The sequence below is a fragment of the Bacillus sp. FSL K6-0994 genome (assembly GCF_038630815.1).
Taxonomy (GTDB): Bacteria; Bacillota; Bacilli; order Bacillales; family Bacillaceae; genus Bacillus; species Bacillus safensis.
On record NZ_CP152043.1, the window covers coordinates 1,914,507 to 1,931,050 of the forward strand.

General features: G+C 41.0%; 21 protein-coding genes. 7 read left to right on the top strand and 14 right to left on the bottom strand.

Features of this window, described 5'->3' with window-relative positions; genetic code table 11:
• Positions 1-6 precede the first annotated feature (6 nt).
• Positions 7-339: a winged helix-turn-helix transcriptional regulator gene (locus tag MHB69_RS09675; protein ID WP_024428324.1), complete on the bottom strand. Its 333-nt coding sequence runs from the start codon at positions 337-339 to the stop codon at positions 7-9.
• A gap of 138 nt (positions 340-477) precedes the next feature.
• Here MHB69_RS09675 and MHB69_RS09680 point away from each other — a divergent pair, with 138 nt between their 5' ends.
• The 3 genes from MHB69_RS09680 (at position 478) to MHB69_RS09690 (ending at position 3,030) form a co-directional block, all read left to right on the top strand.
• Positions 478-1,095, top strand: a complete 618-nt coding sequence (locus MHB69_RS09680; RefSeq protein ID WP_024428323.1) for a nitroreductase family protein — start codon at positions 478-480, stop codon at positions 1,093-1,095.
• A gap of 238 nt (positions 1,096-1,333) precedes the next feature.
• A complete protein-coding gene (locus MHB69_RS09685) occupies positions 1,334-1,537 on the top strand; it encodes a DUF3311 domain-containing protein (RefSeq protein WP_024422700.1) in 204 nt (67 codons plus the stop codon).
• A complete protein-coding gene (locus MHB69_RS09690; RefSeq protein WP_342495520.1) occupies positions 1,537-3,030 on the top strand; it encodes a sodium:solute symporter in 1,494 nt (497 codons plus the stop codon). Before MHB69_RS09685 ends, MHB69_RS09690 begins: the two co-directional genes overlap by 1 nt.
• 39 nt (positions 3,031-3,069) lie before the next feature.
• Here MHB69_RS09690 and MHB69_RS09695 read toward each other — a convergent pair whose 3' ends face one another.
• A complete protein-coding gene (locus MHB69_RS09695) occupies positions 3,070-4,455 on the bottom strand; it encodes a S41 family peptidase (RefSeq protein ID WP_041117716.1) in 1,386 nt (461 codons plus the stop codon).
• Between the two features lie 150 nt (positions 4,456-4,605).
• Here MHB69_RS09695 and MHB69_RS09700 point away from each other — a divergent pair, with 150 nt between their 5' ends.
• Together MHB69_RS09700 and MHB69_RS09705 are read left to right on the top strand one after the other, a co-directional pair.
• On the top strand, positions 4,606-5,304 hold the full coding sequence (locus tag MHB69_RS09700; protein ID WP_041117718.1) for a class I SAM-dependent methyltransferase: 699 nt from the start codon (positions 4,606-4,608) through the stop codon (positions 5,302-5,304).
• A 92-nt stretch (positions 5,305-5,396) separates the two neighbouring features.
• Positions 5,397-5,648, top strand: a complete 252-nt coding sequence (locus MHB69_RS09705; RefSeq protein ID WP_024422704.1) for a hypothetical protein — start codon at positions 5,397-5,399, stop codon at positions 5,646-5,648.
• 50 nt (positions 5,649-5,698) lie between these two features.
• Here MHB69_RS09705 and MHB69_RS09710 read toward each other — a convergent pair whose 3' ends face one another.
• The 12 genes from MHB69_RS09710 to cgeC all read right to left on the bottom strand — a co-directional run bounded on the left by MHB69_RS09710 (position 5,699) and on the right by cgeC (position 14,944).
• Complete coding sequence (locus MHB69_RS09710) at positions 5,699-6,529, bottom strand: M15 family metallopeptidase (protein ID WP_046311511.1); 831 nt, start codon at positions 6,527-6,529, stop codon at positions 5,699-5,701.
• A 68-nt stretch (positions 6,530-6,597) separates the two neighbouring features.
• Complete coding sequence (gene deoD, locus MHB69_RS09715) at positions 6,598-7,293, bottom strand: purine-nucleoside phosphorylase (protein ID WP_012010274.1); 696 nt, start codon at positions 7,291-7,293, stop codon at positions 6,598-6,600.
• Between the two features lie 112 nt (positions 7,294-7,405).
• Positions 7,406-7,723 carry a hypothetical protein gene (locus MHB69_RS09720; protein ID WP_034280548.1) on the bottom strand — a complete coding sequence of 106 codons (318 nt, stop codon included), beginning with the start codon at positions 7,721-7,723 and terminating at the stop codon, positions 7,406-7,408.
• A gap of 54 nt (positions 7,724-7,777) precedes the next feature.
• Positions 7,778-8,386: a phosphatase PAP2 family protein gene (locus MHB69_RS09725; protein ID WP_046311514.1), complete on the bottom strand. Its 609-nt coding sequence runs from the start codon at positions 8,384-8,386 to the stop codon at positions 7,778-7,780.
• Positions 8,387-8,436: 50 nt separating this feature from the next.
• A complete protein-coding gene (locus tag MHB69_RS09730; protein ID WP_065214722.1) occupies positions 8,437-8,607 on the bottom strand; it encodes a YozD family protein in 171 nt (56 codons plus the stop codon).
• A 250-nt stretch (positions 8,608-8,857) separates the two neighbouring features.
• Positions 8,858-9,538, bottom strand: coding sequence for a hypothetical protein (locus MHB69_RS09735; RefSeq protein ID WP_024422708.1), 681 nt, complete (start codon positions 9,536-9,538; stop codon positions 8,858-8,860).
• Between the two features lie 142 nt (positions 9,539-9,680).
• Positions 9,681-9,905: a YozE family protein gene (locus MHB69_RS09740; protein WP_024422709.1), complete on the bottom strand. Its 225-nt coding sequence runs from the start codon at positions 9,903-9,905 to the stop codon at positions 9,681-9,683.
• A 79-nt stretch (positions 9,906-9,984) separates the two neighbouring features.
• On the bottom strand, positions 9,985-10,266 hold the full coding sequence (locus tag MHB69_RS09745) for a YokU family protein (RefSeq protein WP_012010281.1): 282 nt from the start codon (positions 10,264-10,266) through the stop codon (positions 9,985-9,987).
• 2 nt (positions 10,267-10,268) lie between these two features.
• Positions 10,269-11,669, bottom strand: coding sequence for a lysine 2,3-aminomutase (gene ablA, locus MHB69_RS09750; protein ID WP_034280543.1), 1,401 nt, complete (start codon positions 11,667-11,669; stop codon positions 10,269-10,271).
• A gap of 118 nt (positions 11,670-11,787) precedes the next feature.
• A complete protein-coding gene (locus MHB69_RS09755) occupies positions 11,788-13,164 on the bottom strand; it encodes a sigma 54-interacting transcriptional regulator (RefSeq protein WP_120208104.1) in 1,377 nt (458 codons plus the stop codon).
• 146 nt (positions 13,165-13,310) lie between these two features.
• Positions 13,311-14,606: a glycosyltransferase family A protein gene (locus tag MHB69_RS09760; RefSeq protein WP_120208106.1), complete on the bottom strand. Its 1,296-nt coding sequence runs from the start codon at positions 14,604-14,606 to the stop codon at positions 13,311-13,313.
• A 17-nt stretch (positions 14,607-14,623) separates the two neighbouring features.
• Positions 14,624-14,944 (bottom strand): spore maturation protein CgeC, encoded by a 321-nt coding sequence (gene cgeC / locus MHB69_RS09765; protein WP_120208108.1) that lies wholly within the window; start codon positions 14,942-14,944, stop codon positions 14,624-14,626.
• A 206-nt stretch (positions 14,945-15,150) separates the two neighbouring features.
• Here cgeC and MHB69_RS09770 point away from each other — a divergent pair, with 206 nt between their 5' ends.
• Positions 15,151-15,552, top strand: coding sequence for a hypothetical protein (locus MHB69_RS09770; protein ID WP_024422714.1), 402 nt, complete (start codon positions 15,151-15,153; stop codon positions 15,550-15,552).
• Positions 15,553-15,567: 15 nt separating this feature from the next.
• A complete protein-coding gene (locus MHB69_RS09775) occupies positions 15,568-16,530 on the top strand; it encodes a DUF3880 domain-containing protein (RefSeq protein WP_034280534.1) in 963 nt (320 codons plus the stop codon).
• Positions 16,531-16,544 lie beyond the last annotated feature (14 nt).

Consider the following 16,544-nt stretch of genomic DNA (forward strand, 5'->3'; position numbering starts at 1 on the left):
CTGAAACTAGGCTTGCTCCTTTTTCCCGTGAGAGTCTGTATACTCCCCTGCCCACCGAGATACCTCATGAAACACATCATGTAACGCATTCCCTTTTTCAGTTAAACTGTAAATGACTTTGACAGGCGTCTCAGGCAGGACGGTCCGCTCTATAATCCCTTCTTGCTCGAGCTCTTTTAAACGCTCTGCGAGCATTTTTTGACTGATCGACGGGATCGTGTCTGTGAGGTCTTTAAAACGCTTTGGTCCATCAAGCAATACATGTATAATGAGACCGTTCCACCTTTTGCCTAGGAGTAAAAAAGCTTGCTGAATGTGTGGACATAATTGAAATTCCATAAATTTCAGCCTTTCTTTTCATGATTGTTTGACAAACTAACGGTGTACAATTTAAACTATCTCTAGTTACAATAAGTAAGTTTCTCACTTTTTAGTTATTGTATCATATTATTTGCAAAAACGGGAGGAAATATCCATATGGCGACCGATCAAAAAACAATTGATATCTTAAAACAAAGAGCTTCAGTAAAAGAGTATGATACTTCTCATGAAATGACAAAAGAAGAGTTAACAGAGCTTCTTGAAATCACAACAAAAGCACCATCTGCTTGGAACCTTCAGCATTGGCATTTCACTGTTTTCCATAGTGCTGAAGCAAAAGCAAAATTACTTCCAATCGCTTACAACCAAAAGCAAGTATCACAGGCATCAGCTGTTATTGCAGTTCTAGGTGACCTTGAAGCTAACCAAAATGGCGAAAAAATCTACAGTGAACTGGCAGAACAAGGCTTCATTACTGAAGACATTAAAGAAACATTGATGACTCAAATCAATGGCGCATACCAAAGCGAGCAATATGCACGCGAAGCAGCGTATTCAAATGCTTCATTAGCTGCTATGCAATTAATGATTGCGGCAAAAGCAATGGGCTATGATACATGTGCAATGGGTGGTTTCAGTAAAGACGCGTACATCAAAGAATTCAATGTAAGCGGCCGCTACGAGCCGGTTATGCTGATTTCAGTTGGTAAAGCAGCGAAAGAAGCTCATAAAAGCAATCGTTTCGACATCGAAGAAGTATCTGATTTCCTTTAAAAATTGGAAAAGCCTCAGCCTTTATGCTGGGGCTTTTTTATTTGCTTTAAATATTATTTCTACATACTTTCTTTCACCTTCCCCCTCTTTACATCTTCACTCTTTCTCCTTTGACAAGAATGAAAGCGTTATATTAGTATGATATTCACCAAAATGATTGTTTTTTCTGAAAATGGTCTTGTGATCTAATCTGACAACTGCTATTATTATGAAATTACAAAATATTCAGGAGGAAATCATGAACAAAAAATTGATGCTGGCACTACTTATCGCGATTCCATTCATCGGACAGCTCGCATTGCTGCCTTTTGCAAATCGCATTCATCCATTTGTCATCGGCCTGCCCTTTTTCCACTTCTGGCTCTTGCTATGGATTGTACTCACACCAATTTGCACATTTATCATTTATAAGATGCAACATTCAAATGGAGGAACTGACTAATGCAAGGAAATTTAACAGCTTTATTGATTACTGCAAGTATTATTCTCATCGTCGTGGTCATCGGATTTGCCGCTGGTCGTGACAAATCATCAAGACAGTCAGTAGAAGAATGGTCTGTCGGCGGAAGAAAATTTGGCGGACTGCTCGTCTGGTTCCTCGTTGGCGCAGACTTATATACAGCTTATACCTTTTTAGGGCTTACAAGTACAGCTTATACAGCTGGAAGCGTCGCTTTTTTCGCTATTCCTTATTCCGTCCTAGCTTATTTTATTGCTTATTTCTTTTTACCGAAACTATGGACTGTTGCGAAAAATCACAACCTTACAACACTTGCCGATTATGCACGTGAGCGGTTTGACAGCAAGCTGTTATCCAGTTTGATTGCGATTGTTGGAGTACTTATGCTGATTCCTTATATTTGTCTTCAGCTGAGCGGGATTCAAGATACGTTAACTGTCGCTGGAACTAGTTATATTAATGTGAATGCAATTGTTATTATTTCATTTATTTTAGTCGCACTTTATACATTTTTCAGTGGTATTAAAGGTCCTACATATACAGCCATTATTAAAGATATTCTCGTTTGGGTGATCATGCTGTTTATGGTCGTTTCACTGCCGATCATTCATTTTAACGGCTGGACACCGATGATGAATACGTTAGCCAAAGAAGCACCTCAGCTTCTAACGATTCCTGAAGGCGGTCCTAAAGGCATTTTATGGTTTATTACTGCTTCAGGCGTTTCTGCTCTTGCTTTGTTTATGTGGGCACACGCAGCAACTGGGGTTTTTACAGCCAAAAGCGCAGATGCCATCCGTAAAAACAGCATGTTTTTGCCTCTTTATAATATTGTATTGATTTTGGTCATCTTCCTTGGATTTATTGCTTTTTTAGTCTTACCAGAAGATACAAATCCGAGATTTGCTCTTCTTCATTTAATTCAAACATCATATGGCGGCGTGATGCAGGGACTCGCCTATTCTACGATTGCACTGGCTTCCCTCATTCCATGCTCCATCATGGCCATTGGCGCATCGAATTTATTTGCCAATAATTTATACCGTGACTTAATTCATCCGAATGTGTCACCTAAAAGATTGACCATCATTACACGTTCGATGGTGTTTATCGTCATCGGACTCGCTCTTTTATTCGGGATGCTGTTCCCAACTGCACTTGTCACGCTTCAGCTCATTGGTGTTTCAGGAATGGTTCAAATCTTCCCAGCTATTGCCATCAGCTTATTCTGGAAAAAACAATCGAGAGAAGCAACGATTGCCGGGTTACTCATTGGAATCATCGTTACCTTTACAGCGAATATCTCACAAGTCACGTTCGGCCTTTATGAAGGTTTTCTTGGTTTACTAGCAAACGTCATCGTCATCTTGATTTTGAATCCATTCTTCCAAAACAAGGTCACATCCAATTCTGTCATGAATGATCTATTTGAAAAGGATCATGAAAAAACAGAAGCGCTCACAAACGAAGTGTAAGGATAAGAAAAAGCAGTCCCCTGATGAGGACTGCTTTTTTTATTTCATTTCTTTTTTCAAGACTTCAATGGCTTTTTTCATTTGTGTATCGTTGTTCTTTAGCTTATCTTGGATCTTTGTCATCAGAACGGTCGTTGTATCTCCTGTCAGAATACCGTCTGATTTAAGATCGTTGTCTGTTTGGAAGCTTTTGACGATAGACTGGAATGCTTGATCATACTCACCGTTTGCTTTTGCTTTGTAGCCAAGCGCTTGGAACATTTTTTGAGCTGCTTTGACTTCATCTCCATTGTCATTTAGCTCATATGATTTTTTCGGGCTTAAGTAAGGCAGCTTTGCATAACTCGGAAGAGCTGCTTTGACCTGTGGTTCGATACCTTTTTTGTGGATCCAAGAACCGTCTGGTGTCAGCCATTTTGCAATGGTTAACTTGACACTAGAACCATCATTATAGTTTTGCGCATTTTGAACAGTTCCTTTGCCAAACGTCTTTTCACCCACAATTTGAATGCCTGAAGATTGGTGCAGAGCCGCCGCCATGATTTCAGCAGCGCTGGCTGATCCTCCATTTACAAGGACAACTGCCGGCTGATGGACTTTGCGTTCTTTTTCAGCCTTGTACACTTGTTTCTTCCCTTTTTCTTCAACCTGCATGATGACTTTTCCTTTATCAATAAAGTCATTGCTCATTTCAATGGCTTCTGTCATGATGCCGCCTGGATTATCTCTCAGGTCAATGACAAAACCTTTTGCCCCTTTTTTCTCGAGGTCATCAATTGCTTTATCCAGCTCTTTCGATGTGGTTTCAGCAAAGGACGTAATTTGGATTTCTCCTATTTTGTCTTTTGTGAGTTTTGCATACACCGTTTCAAGCGGAATCGTGTCTCTTGTGATGGTCACATCTACATTACCGACTCCTTGACGATTGAGATGCAGCTTAACATCCGTTCCTTTTTTCCCTCTAATGAGAGAGACTGCTTTATTGACCGACATTCCTTTGGTGCTTTTTCCATCCACTTTTAAAATATGATCATGAGGTTTCAAACCAGCTTTTTCAGCAGGAGAGCCTTTAATCGGCGCGACAATTAAAATTTGTCCATCCTTCTCTTCTACTTGTGCACCAATTCCTTCAAATGAAGAAGAAATGGTATTGTTAAATCCTTCGGCTTCCTCCTGATCCATATATGTAGAGTATGGATCATCAAGTGATGCAATCATTCCTTGGATCGCACCATCTACTAGTTTTTGATCATCCGTTTTTTCGTAATACTCATCCTTTACCTTCGTATACGCAGCCATGAGTTTACTAAACTTCTCGTCTCCTGAGACGCTGACAGCACCTTGTTTTGTGATCACAAATGTAATCGCTGAGGACAGTGCAGCAGTCACCAGAATGGCTACCACGAACTTCATTTGTTTTTTCAAAAAAACACCACCTTTATCTCCTTTCATTATTATCAAGGACGATGCTTCATCCGTCAACCAAAGGATCAACTTCTATTTGAAAAGATAAGCCATTTGCCCCTCTATTGCATAATCTTTAGAGAGGAACAGGATAAGGAAAGAAGGGATTATATGAGTGATTATGTAGAAATGCTTGCTTATTTTGGCGTATCAGGTGCCCATCCTGGCGGAATTGAGTTAACAAAAACGATGATTGAGCATATAAAACTGCCGCCTCATGCACGAATACTTGACGCTGGATGCGGTACAGGACAGACCGCCGCCTATTTAGGAAATATAGGTTATCAGGTGGAGGCCATTGATACGCATCCATTGATGATTGAAAAGGCGAACCTGCGATTCAAACGGGAGGAACTGCCGATCCGTGCTTTAGAGGCATCCATTGAGCAGCTGCCCTTTCCAGATCAAGCGTTCTCTCTACTCATCAGTGAATCTGTTTTAAGCTTTACCAAGCTGCGTGATGCACTAGCTGAGATCAAACGTGTGCTTGCTCCTGGCAGCCAATTGATTGCAAATGAAGCTGTGTTAAAAGCCCCTCTTACGCCTGAAGAGCTTGCAGCGGTTCGGAATTTTTACGGCTTCCACTCGCTCTTGTCGCTTGAAGAATGGAAGGAGCAGTTAACCGAAGCGGGCTTCCGTGACATTCAGATTCTCTCATTCGATGAACATATGGGGCAGGAGGAGCCGACAGAGATGGAATTATCTGAACACATACCCCCTTCTCTTTACGAAACGCTGCAAACACACTACGATCTCATTCAAGCACACCGAAAGCAGCTAAGTCACATTCTATTTGAATGTACCGTATAAAATGAGCGAATCTCCTATATGTTTTGTCCAAACTCTATGAAGTCTCTCGCATAGGATAAGAGTGAAAAGAGTTTGTCATAAGGAGGAAAAACATGGAGCGCTACTACAAGCTTTGTCAGCAGCACATGGGGAAAGTCGCTAGAATCACTGACCGTAATGGCAGAGTACACGTCGGACGCATTGAGCGTGTGACAAACCGTAAAGTTTATATTCGTCCAGTCGGCGGGTCTCGCGGAGGCTTTGGCTTTGGCTATTGGGGCGGATATTATGGCTGGGGTGCAGCGTATGGCATCGGCCTCGGTTTCATTACCGGCTTCGCATTAGCAGGATTGTTCTTTTTTTAAAAGAAGAATAAGAGAAGGCCTCCCGAATAGCTGGGAGGCCTTTAACTTGTTTAGATTTTCTTTACTTTGTTCATGTATTCTTCAAATGTTAAATCATGATCATGCATCGCTTTTGCGGCTTCTTTTCCCACATAGCGCAGATGCCACGGCTCATATTCGTATTTCGTAATGTCTTCTTTTCCTTTTGGATAACGGATGATAAAGCCATATTTATAGGCGTTTTTAGCCACCCATTTGCCATCTGGTGTTTCACCAAACTTTTCAGAGATCTCAAAACCGGCACTTTTTGAGGAAATGTCCATGGCTAAACCTGTTTGATGTTCACTTTCGCCTGGTAAAGCGACTGCTTCTTGTGCTTTTTCTTTGCCTTTTAATTTGACCTCACTATCAAAAATGACTTTTTGACGGTCATAGGAGCGATAGCCAGATACTGCAGCAAGCTCGAAGTTTTCCTTTTTTGCACCTTTGAATAACTTCTCAAGCGCTTCCGCTGCTTCTTTGCGGATATATCGCTTTTCAATATCTTCCGAAAAAGAGAATTCTACTTTTGGTACAACGAGATCAGAAGGTTTATAGGTTCCTGGTAATGCATATTCTTTGTTGACAAGTGCTAGCACATTTTCAGGATTTTGAATGGTTTTCAGACCGCTCACAACCTTGATGTCATTGAAATATTCACTCTTTAACGTCAGCTCTTGATTCGATGAATCTGCCTTATCGTTTGAGTTGTGCTGGGGAGATGAACTTGCTGCGTTTTTTTGTTCGTTTGTTTTGTTTGAGTCAGATGTACCGCTTTTTTGATCCAGCAACTGGCAGCCTGATAGCGCGGCTGTCAAACCAAGAATCGATGCGATTGAGAGTATTTTGTAGCTTTTCTTCATGACATACCTTCCTTTTGCTCTTCTAAAAAAATAAAGATGCGCTACATTGTAGCACACCCTTTATACTATTATAAAACGGAGTCTAGCGCAATTAAGATCATTTCATCAAACGTTGTTTGACGCTCTTCAGCTGTTGTTTCTTCTCCTGTTAGAACGTGATCACTCACAGTCAAAATTGATAACGCTTTTCGATCAAATTTTGCTGCAAGAGAATAAAGAGCGGTTGTCTCCATTTCGATCGCTAGGATACCATATTGAGCCATGAGCTCAAGTGGTTTTTCATTGTAAAATTGGTCTGCTGTAAATACATTTCCGACACGTACAGCGACATTTTTTGCTTCTGCCGTGTCGTAGGCTTTCTTGAGCAGGCCAAAATCAGCGCATGGCGCATAATCAATCGGTCCAAATGCCACACGATTCATTTGTGAATCTGTTGATGATGTCTGGGCTAAAATGACGTCACGTACATTGACATCTCTTTTGATGGCTCCGCAAGATCCAACGCGAATTAAGTTTTGAACATCATAGCTTTGAATGAGTTCATTCACATAAATCGAAATAGACGGTACGCCCATCCCAGTGCCCTGTACAGAAACACGTTTTCCTTTATAGGTTCCAGTATAACCATACATTCCGCGCACTTCGTTATAGCACTCAACATCTTCTAAATATGTATCTGCAATATATTTCGCACGCAGCGGATCGCCTGGCAGCAATACCGTTTCTGCAATTTGTCCTTTTTCTGCTCCAATATGTACACTCATTTTTTAGCCTCCACTTACGTTTACTATGTATTTTATCCTATTTATTATAAACGATTGAGCTAAAAAAAGAAAATACCAGCTGAATCTCAAGCTGGCATCATCAATCATCTATTTAACTTATCGTCATCATTCGTTCACTGCGTTTCCACCCTGCCGGAGAGAGCTGATAATAGCACTTCCCCTTTTTCTTATCATCAATCACAACAATATCACCTGTTGTGATAAACCGCGCATTGTAATCATTAGGGACTGTATCATGTACATTAAATGTCGAGAATGCTTTTTCCAGTACATCAAGGTGTGTTCTGCCGCCAATCTTTGTCCGGTACACAGGCAGATGCCCGCTTGCAGCGCCATATTCAGGTGTCTGATAAATGGTTAAGTGAAATGCTGAAGGTTTCTTTTGAAAAAATCTCAACGTCAATTGCATTCAAATCCCTCCCCTTTTATATAAAATTGGCTGGGATCTGTCAATTTCCTTCTTCTATTTTTGTCGAATGACAGGCAATCTTTCGTCAATCTTTTTACAAATGAGAAATAAAGCGAGTCCTATCGCAAAGCCTCCTGCAACATCTGTCAAATAATGCACCCCGATATACATCCGGCTGATGCCAATGGCCAGAATGCAAAGCCCTGTGATCAAATAGACGATTTTTTGTCTTTCTTTCAGCCATGGGATCATTTCAACTAATAGATAAGCCATAAAAGGGTATATGGTGGCTGCATTCATCGAATGTCCGCTCGGAAAGCTGTAATACGTTTCACCTACAAGGTGATCAAAGGCCGGACGCTCTCTAGCAAACAGCCCCTTTAATTCATGATTGATTGTTTTTTCTGTGAGATATAGTAGAAAAAGCATCATGATAGAGTAGTAGCGCTTATACATAAACAAGACCACACTAAAAATGAGCATGATTGGAACGAGCAGCGCGCTGATGCCTAAGTCCGTCAAAGCCAGCATGACATCATTTAAAAAAGGGAGTCTGATGCTTTCAAACCATAAGATGATCTGGTTGTCCAAATCTTGAAAAGCCCCAGATACCATGAGCGCAGCAATGGCGCCAAATAAAATGAAAAGATATAGGATGTACACGCGAAAGATTCCCCTCCCTCTCTCTTCAGAATCTCTTCAAAGTATAGTACCTACCACGCCTCTTCTTCAACTATCATTGCTTTTTTCAGCATATATTCAAATGTAATGTCGGCCAGCTCAAATGTTTCAAGCTCAGCAGGTATGTACCCTCTTTTGATCAGCTCCACGTAGAAGAACTCCGCAATTTCCTCTGTATCAATCACCAAATCTGCTTCTTTCATTGCATTCCGCCTCCTTTTTTATGATGTATGAACGCCGGCTGTTTTTTATTACAGTTTGTCATAATGGCTCATTCCATACATATAAATGCAGTAAACAAAAAGAAATGGGGCTTGAGGCAATGAAATGGTTAAGCATATTAGATGGAGAAACTTTTGATCAGGTGATGGGCCGTATCTTGAGGGGATGGTTTTATGTGATTGCATTTTTCTGTGTGCCTTATTTTTTATTCGTGTTAGGACAAGTCTTTCTTTAACCAAAATGTTCGTGTAAACTTTCCAAAATAAAATCCATCATATCCTTATATTCTGGATCTTTGAAAAATTCATAGAGAATTTTATAATCGTTATAAATATCAAGAAGCTCATCCACTATAGATACAGCCAGAAATTCAAGTGAAGATTCGCTTTCTTGTTTCTCTTCCAGCTGCAATAGAGCCGTTTGGACCATATCTTCTTCTAACTCTTTTGAGGTTTCTCCGACGTAATGCACAAAAAGAAGCTGATGAACAAACTGGTCCATCTCATATTTTCTTAGGACAAGCGTTAAATCTTCCTCTTCTGTTTCCAGCCACTCTCCGTCTTTCAGCCTCGTGAGTTCGTAAATGACATCTTCCCAGCCATCTTCAAGGTAGCGCCAAATTTCAGTCCGATGACCGATGATTTTAAACAGCTCTTTTCCGTAATCTTTTACATATACAACATCGCCAATGAGGAACTCATATTCAATGTCCAGCTTTTCTGTATCGACAATCACTCCGCTATACTCATCGTAAAGCTGAAGTGATGTTTCAAAATAAAGCACCTCATTATGATTGACCTCATATAAATAGTGCTGGTCAATTTGATGGACTTTTGTAATCGTTCCGACTGTGCCGTACATGACAACGACGACAATATCCCCTACTTGATATTTTGGTGCTTTCGCCTTCATTCTGTCTCCCCCTTGCCCGACTTTTGGTCTTAACGTATCGTATGCCGGCGCAAGGAATTCTGCATGGGCAACCACACCATGCAAAACGCCATTTTATTTCTCATGAAAAAACCGCTTCTCCATCCGGATAAGCGGTTGTGTGTTATTTTTTTTTGACTTCTACTTCGTATTGCTCAAACGCTTCGTCAAATGTTGTCATTGAGCTTAAATAATCACCATTTAATTCTAAATAAGCGCACAGCTCATGATAATCTGTGGAAGCTTTAGGAAAGCTGTGATCCTCGTACGCAGCATTTGCGAAATGGCTGATTTCATCTTTCGGTTTTGGATGTCTGAACTTCATTAAATAATGGTAAAACGACTTCACCTGTTTTTCCCTCCGCGACACACTATTTTGTTGTTATATTATACAGCAATTTGATGACTTGTATAGGCGGAGGTACAACTTATGATGAAAAGTCAAAGTAATTTCGCTTTAATAACCGCTCCATGCTCATTAATTCTTCATAGGAGATTTTTTCTGGAAGTTTTGTCTGATCCACTAAAATTAATTGATCTTCAATCTCTTTGACCGTCTCATCCTTTTGATAGGTCATCCCGCAGTGCGTGCAGGAAATGGACGGCGTTTCGATGATTTCAATTGATTGTGTGCCCGTGATCAGTTCCCAATAGACTGTTGTCTGCTCCGCATTTGCTTTATTTTCCTCACACCAATCACATGTCAGCAAGGCTATTTCTCCTCCTTTACGGTTTGTTCTTTTTTGAGCTGCGCTTGATATTTCTTCTCTTTTAATTCATCTCGTTTTTCACGTTTGTTTTTAAGTGTGTCGTGCTCAGGATTTGTCTCATATGCTTCTCTACGTTTCATTCGGCTTAAATTCTCAGGCGTAAACGATCTCGCTTCATCCTCTAATAGTGCGGTAATACCAATTGCCGGTTCTTGTTTCTCTTCATAAATTTCATTAAAATACGCATCTGCCTGGCCTGCGACGTAATGCTCTGGTTCTGGATAAGAGGTGATGACACCTTCAAAGTTACGAAGGACGACTTTGTCAGGGCTTTGCGATAATAAATAATTTGGCTGTAAAGCAATTTTCCCTCCGCCTCCTGGCGCATCTACTACAAAGCTTGGTACTGCATAACCACTCGTATGTCCTCTTAAACCCTCAATGATTTCAAGCCCTTTTGATACCGGCGTTCTAAAGTGGCCAATGCCCTCAGATAAATCACATTGATAAATATAATATGGTCTGACCCGAATCTTCACAAGATCGTGCATCAGCTTCTTCATAATCGGCACACTGTCATTAATACCTGCAAGGATGACGGCCTGATTCCCTACAGGAACACCGGCATTCACAAGACGTTCGCACGCTTCTTTTGCTTCTTTTGTGATTTCAATACTTGTATTGAAATGGGTGTTCAGCCAAACTGGGTGATATTTTTTCAAAATCTCGCACAGCTCATCTGTAATACGCTGCGGAAAGACAACCGGCGCGCGGGTTCCAATCCGAATGATTTCAACGTGCGGAATATCCCGTAAGTTTTTCAAAATGTATTCAAGCACTTGATCATTGATTAACAGCCCATCTCCGCCAGAAATTAACACGTCCCGCACCTCAGGTGTTTCTCTAATATATCCAATTGCAGCATCTAACTGCTTTTTCGGCACACCCATACCAATCTGGCCGGAAAAACGTCTTCTCGTACAATAACGGCAGTACATGGAGCACTGATTTGTCACAAGAAACAGTACACGATCTGGATATCGGTGCGTGAGCCCCGGGACAGGTGAGTCCTCATCTTCATGCAGCGGGTCTTCCAGATCATATTTTGTTTTATGAAGCTCTTCTGCAATTGGCACAGATTGCATACGTATTGGACATCTTGGATCGTCTGGATTCATCAGTGAGGCATAGTAGGGTGTAATGTTGAGTGGAATGGTTTTAGTGGAAATCTTCACCCCTTCTCGTTCCTCTTCTGTTAAGTTTACGATTTTTTCTAAATCCTCAAGCGTTTTCACGGTATGCGTCAGCTGCCAAATCCAGTCGTTCCACTTTTCCTCAGGTACATCCTTCCAAAGCTCAATGTCCTTCCAGTGACGTGCCGGTTCATACAATTTCTGATTCATATCCATTCCCCCTATCAGCATTCACTTTATACTATGCAAGTTATGTGCCAACATGGGAAAATGCCCCTATTCTTTACAAAAGGAGCTTTTACCCGTCATATTCAATTGGATGTTGTGCCTATATTTCGGCATCTGCATATTTCTTTAATTTATATTGCAGCGTTTGTCGAGGGATTTTTAAAGCAGCGGCGGTTTTTTTAATATTTCCATTATGCTGATGTAAAGCTTCTTGGATCAATGTTTGTTCAAATGAAGACACTTGATTTTTTAAGGAGGATTCAGATGTTTCTTTTTCCAGCTTTTGCTCACGTAAATGAGCCGGAAGGTATAGAGGGATGATCTCTTCCGCTTCCTTTGGCATCATCAACACGGCATGCTCTATCGTATGTTTTAATTCTCTGACATTCCCAGGCCAGTGGTGCGCCATAAACAATCGTTCCGTTTCTTCAGAAAGGCGTGTAACGTTTTTTGAAAACTGCTGATGATAGGTTTGAATGAAGTGGCGGGATAGCAGCGTGATATCTTGCTTTCTTTCACGAAGCGGCGGGATATAAAAAGATGATACATGCAATCTATAAAATAAATCTTCTCTTAAAATTTGCTTTTTCACTGCTTCGAATGGGTCCATATTGAGCGCAGTAATGAGCCGAACATCCACTTGAATGGATTTTGCGTCACCGATGCGGCGGACAACGCCATCCTCTAACACACGTAATAATTTCGTCTGCAGCGTGAGCGGCATCGCTTGCAGCTCATCAAGAAAAAGTGTGCCCCCATCAGCTAATTCGAAAAGTCCCTTGCGATCAAGTGCGCCCGTATAGCTCCCTTTGACAGATCCGAACAATAAACTTTCAAGTAATGATTCTGGGAGTGCTGCGCAGTTTTGCGGAATGAACACTTGATTTTTCCGGTCAGATTCATGGACAATGGCTTGAACGAGCACTTCTTTTCCTGTCCCTGTTTCCCCGTAGACAACAACTGATGATGGATAAGCAGCTGCTTTTTTTGCCCTTTCAAGCATTTCTTTTAAAAGAGGATCATTTGTTAAAAATGAAGCAAAATCATGCATTTGTACGGCCTCAGCCGCGTCTTGTGTCCGCTTTTTTTGCCCTAACCGATTGGAAAGAGCCGACAGCTTTGATACATCTTTTGCGACTTCGACCGCGCCTATTAACTCGTTATCTTCGATAATAGGCAATGTCGTGTTCACTGTTTCAATCCTTTCTCCATTTTTATTCAAATAGGTTTGCAGCGAATGATAAATGGGCTTTCCTGTTCGCAACACATGCATGAGCGTACTTGTCTTTTCAGTTAAAGAGGGATACACATCAAGGATGTACTTGCCAATCACCTCTTCTTTTTGTAAAGAGTCAAACTTAGCGGCATTATGATTGTAAAAAATCGTCATCCCTCGATCATCTACAACGTGAATGGCTTCATCAATAGCTTCTAAAATCAATTCAAACCAATCTGCTCTTTCGACAACCTTCCCCATTCTTTCCCCCTCACTTTCAGTGCCAAAAAACCGGCATCAATTGCCAAGTTTTCAGCGGCTTGATCAATTCTTAAAGGTTCCTGTCCTTTTCATGTTTCGCTTTTTCCTTTCTACTTCCTGCAATCATTGCGAAAAAAGCACCCCTCTTATGAGGAGTGCTTTCGTCCGGATGTTTGATAAAGAGACATATCGAATTCTTGCAGCGATTCCCTATACAGCGGCACAATCGGCTTTCCTTCCTGAAAAAACGCAAATTGGGATGGGTACAGCTTAATCGGCTGATGATAAAAAGCGAATCGCTTCACGACCTCAGGATCAATACGGCAAAAGGCATAATGCACAAGTAAATAAACATCTTGTTTCCATTTAAACAGGCGCCTGTTTGGCGGACTGAAAACTGGAGAAGCCTGAATTATGCCGCCATCCTCAAATGCCTGAAGCTGATCATTTGAAATCGTATAGATCTCCTTAGGGTGAAACTGAAAATATTGCACGTCACGTTTTGAAGCAAACCGTCTTTTTTTCTGATCTTCAATATAAAAGAACGTTTTCCCATTATCTGCGGTAACGACTGTATAATTGGGTACTGCCAGCTTCTCTTTCATTTCATATTTCATCTCACATAACAGCGGAACACGGATCGCACGCCTGTTCTTTTCATTGATCCAGCGTTTTTCAATTCCATGAAGTTTCCCGTCTGCGATTTGATAATAATCTTCTTCTTTTTCAATGACCGTTCCGTCAATTAAATCATACGGCATACTCGAAAACAGATGATGAAAGGAATGGGGCGTTTTATACGTTGTATCCAGTACATCTTTTAATGGAAAAAACGCAGCGAAGTGATTCAGCCTCATCCAAAATACAGAATCTGCATGATGCCAGTGCTTTGGCTCATCGTCCCAATATTGTCCGTATTTTTCATAGATCAGTGGAAGCAAGCAGCTTCTGTGCATGACCGAACAATGGTCCACTTGAAAGGACGCATGCTCTAAGATTTGATCTGCTTCTCGAATAAAACTCATCGTTTCCACTAAATGCTGATCAACATGCACGACCCGCTGCGAGGAATACACAATATCTATGTGAGGCTTCGACCGAAAAACATCCACCATTTTAAGCAAACGATCTTGATGGTAGATGGTATCATCGGTTAAATAACAAATGAGCTCACCTGTTATACGGGTTAATGCTTCATTAATAAGCGTCGCATATCGTGCGGTTAACAGCCGTTTTGCTGGATGAACTGTGTGCGAATACAGCTGAATGCGTTCATCACTTAAATAGGGCTGGATCTTTTGAATGGTGCCCTCTTCTGAGCCATCATCCATAATCAAAAGCTCCCAATGCGGATACGTTTGATCTACCATACTCTTTAGCACACGATCAATGAAATCTGGTTTATTGTAGCTTGTTAAAATCACCGATACTTTCATGATCATTATCCTTTTTGATTAGATTAAAAAGCCCCCCAGCTGACAATGTTCACATAAGGAACACTCACTCTTAGCTGATTTGTCGCGTTTTTAAAGACTGCAACCGTATCAAACAATTGCACGACAACCACGTTTTGAAGTACATCTCCATTGACCAAATGAACACGCGGCAACGGAATGCCAAGCTCAAGCCATGGACGAAGTAATTCTTTGATGTCTGACACATTCTCTTCCCCACTTTCTTCTAAAAGACGAAGAAGAAGTAAAATCAAGATGATTTCAAGCACTCCTTCCGACTCTACTAATTCTTCGTTCCAACCATCTAATAATTGTTCAAATTCCATTCATAATCCCTCTCTCTTCACATTTAATCTTTACTAGAGTATGAGCGTCACTTCATTTAGCCTCAGCATTTGAAAACATTTTTAAAAATGTGTGAAGTGATTAAATGAAAAAAAGATCAGGAATCAGCGTTCTGCTTATGCCAAAAAAAAAGAACGGCATATACATAGGGGTGAGTTTGAATTGATGAAGAAAGGATGGGGAAAAAATGAGCGAAAAGCGTGCTGAATTAAAAAAGGAACTATTGAAAGTGTTTTTCAAACCAATTACTCATGCATTAACAGCTAATCTCGAAGAAGGAGGAGTTCAAATGGAAGAAAAATTGAACGATTTATTAAGTGAAGTGGCAGCTGAGGCATCACCTTCAGATTCTGCTACAACACTCGATGTATCTCAGCCAGCAAGATGGATCTTTGCAAGACTTGCACCAGGAACAGTCATTAGCATTGTCACTGACTCAGGAGATTTAATTGGGCCAGTTCAATTTGTATCATTCGATGCTTCAACAGGCGTTGTATTTGTTACACAAGAAAGCTCTGTCACACCTACAGGCTCAGCAACGACTCTATTAGATGTAGATAAAGTTGAAAGTGTTACATTCACATCTTAATGTGAGAGGATCATCATGAAGCTTCTTTATATCAGTTCTGGCTACGGCGGAATCTATCACATGTTTGATCAATGGGTAGAAGAAAGCTTCATTGATTCCCCCTTTTCATGTGTAAAGATTGATAGAGAATCTCTACCCACGAACATGCACAAAATCCGGACATTTTCTCCGGATTTTGTTTTGATAATGATCGGTGATCATGTTCCGAAAGATGTGCTTCATCAATTCAAACAAGAAAAAATCCCGATTGTTCTTTGGATGACAGAAGATCCCTTTTATACAGATGTGTCAGCTGCTTGCGCACATGAAGCTCAGCTTATATTAACGATTGATGAAGGGGTTTTGCCATTTTATAAACAATTAGGCGCTGATCATACGCACTACTTTCCCATTCCGGCAAATACACGTGTCTTTCAGAAAAATGAATCGCCAGAAGAGATGTGCACGTATGACATTGCACTCATTGGCTACCCTTATCCCAACCGCATCAAAGCCATCGATACACTCTTGCAGCAAAACAAATGGCGTATTCTCGTTGCAGGTAAGGAATGGCACCGTCACTTAAACAAATCACGGAGACATTATCGTGATTTCACACTGATAACGAATTGGCTGAGTCCTCAGCAAATGGCGGACATCTATCAGCAGACAGCAATTGTCCTGAATCCGCATAGGCCGGCTCAATTTGCGTATAACAAAAACAAAGCCATGATTCAAAATATGAGCCTCAATAACAGAGCATTTGACATTGCTGCAACTGGGAGTTTTCAATTGACGGATCTACCTCCGCCGCCTGCTTTTTCAAGCTTTGCTTTTTACAAAGATGAGGACGATTTGATAGAACAGGTTGAATACTATGGATCAAATGCAGGTGAAAGAAAGGCGGCCGCACTGAACAACTACGAGCAAACCGTTCGCTGGAATACATTTGATACGATGCCACAAAGGCTTTATGACATTGTAAAAAGCGCCCTATAACTGGGCGCTTTTTC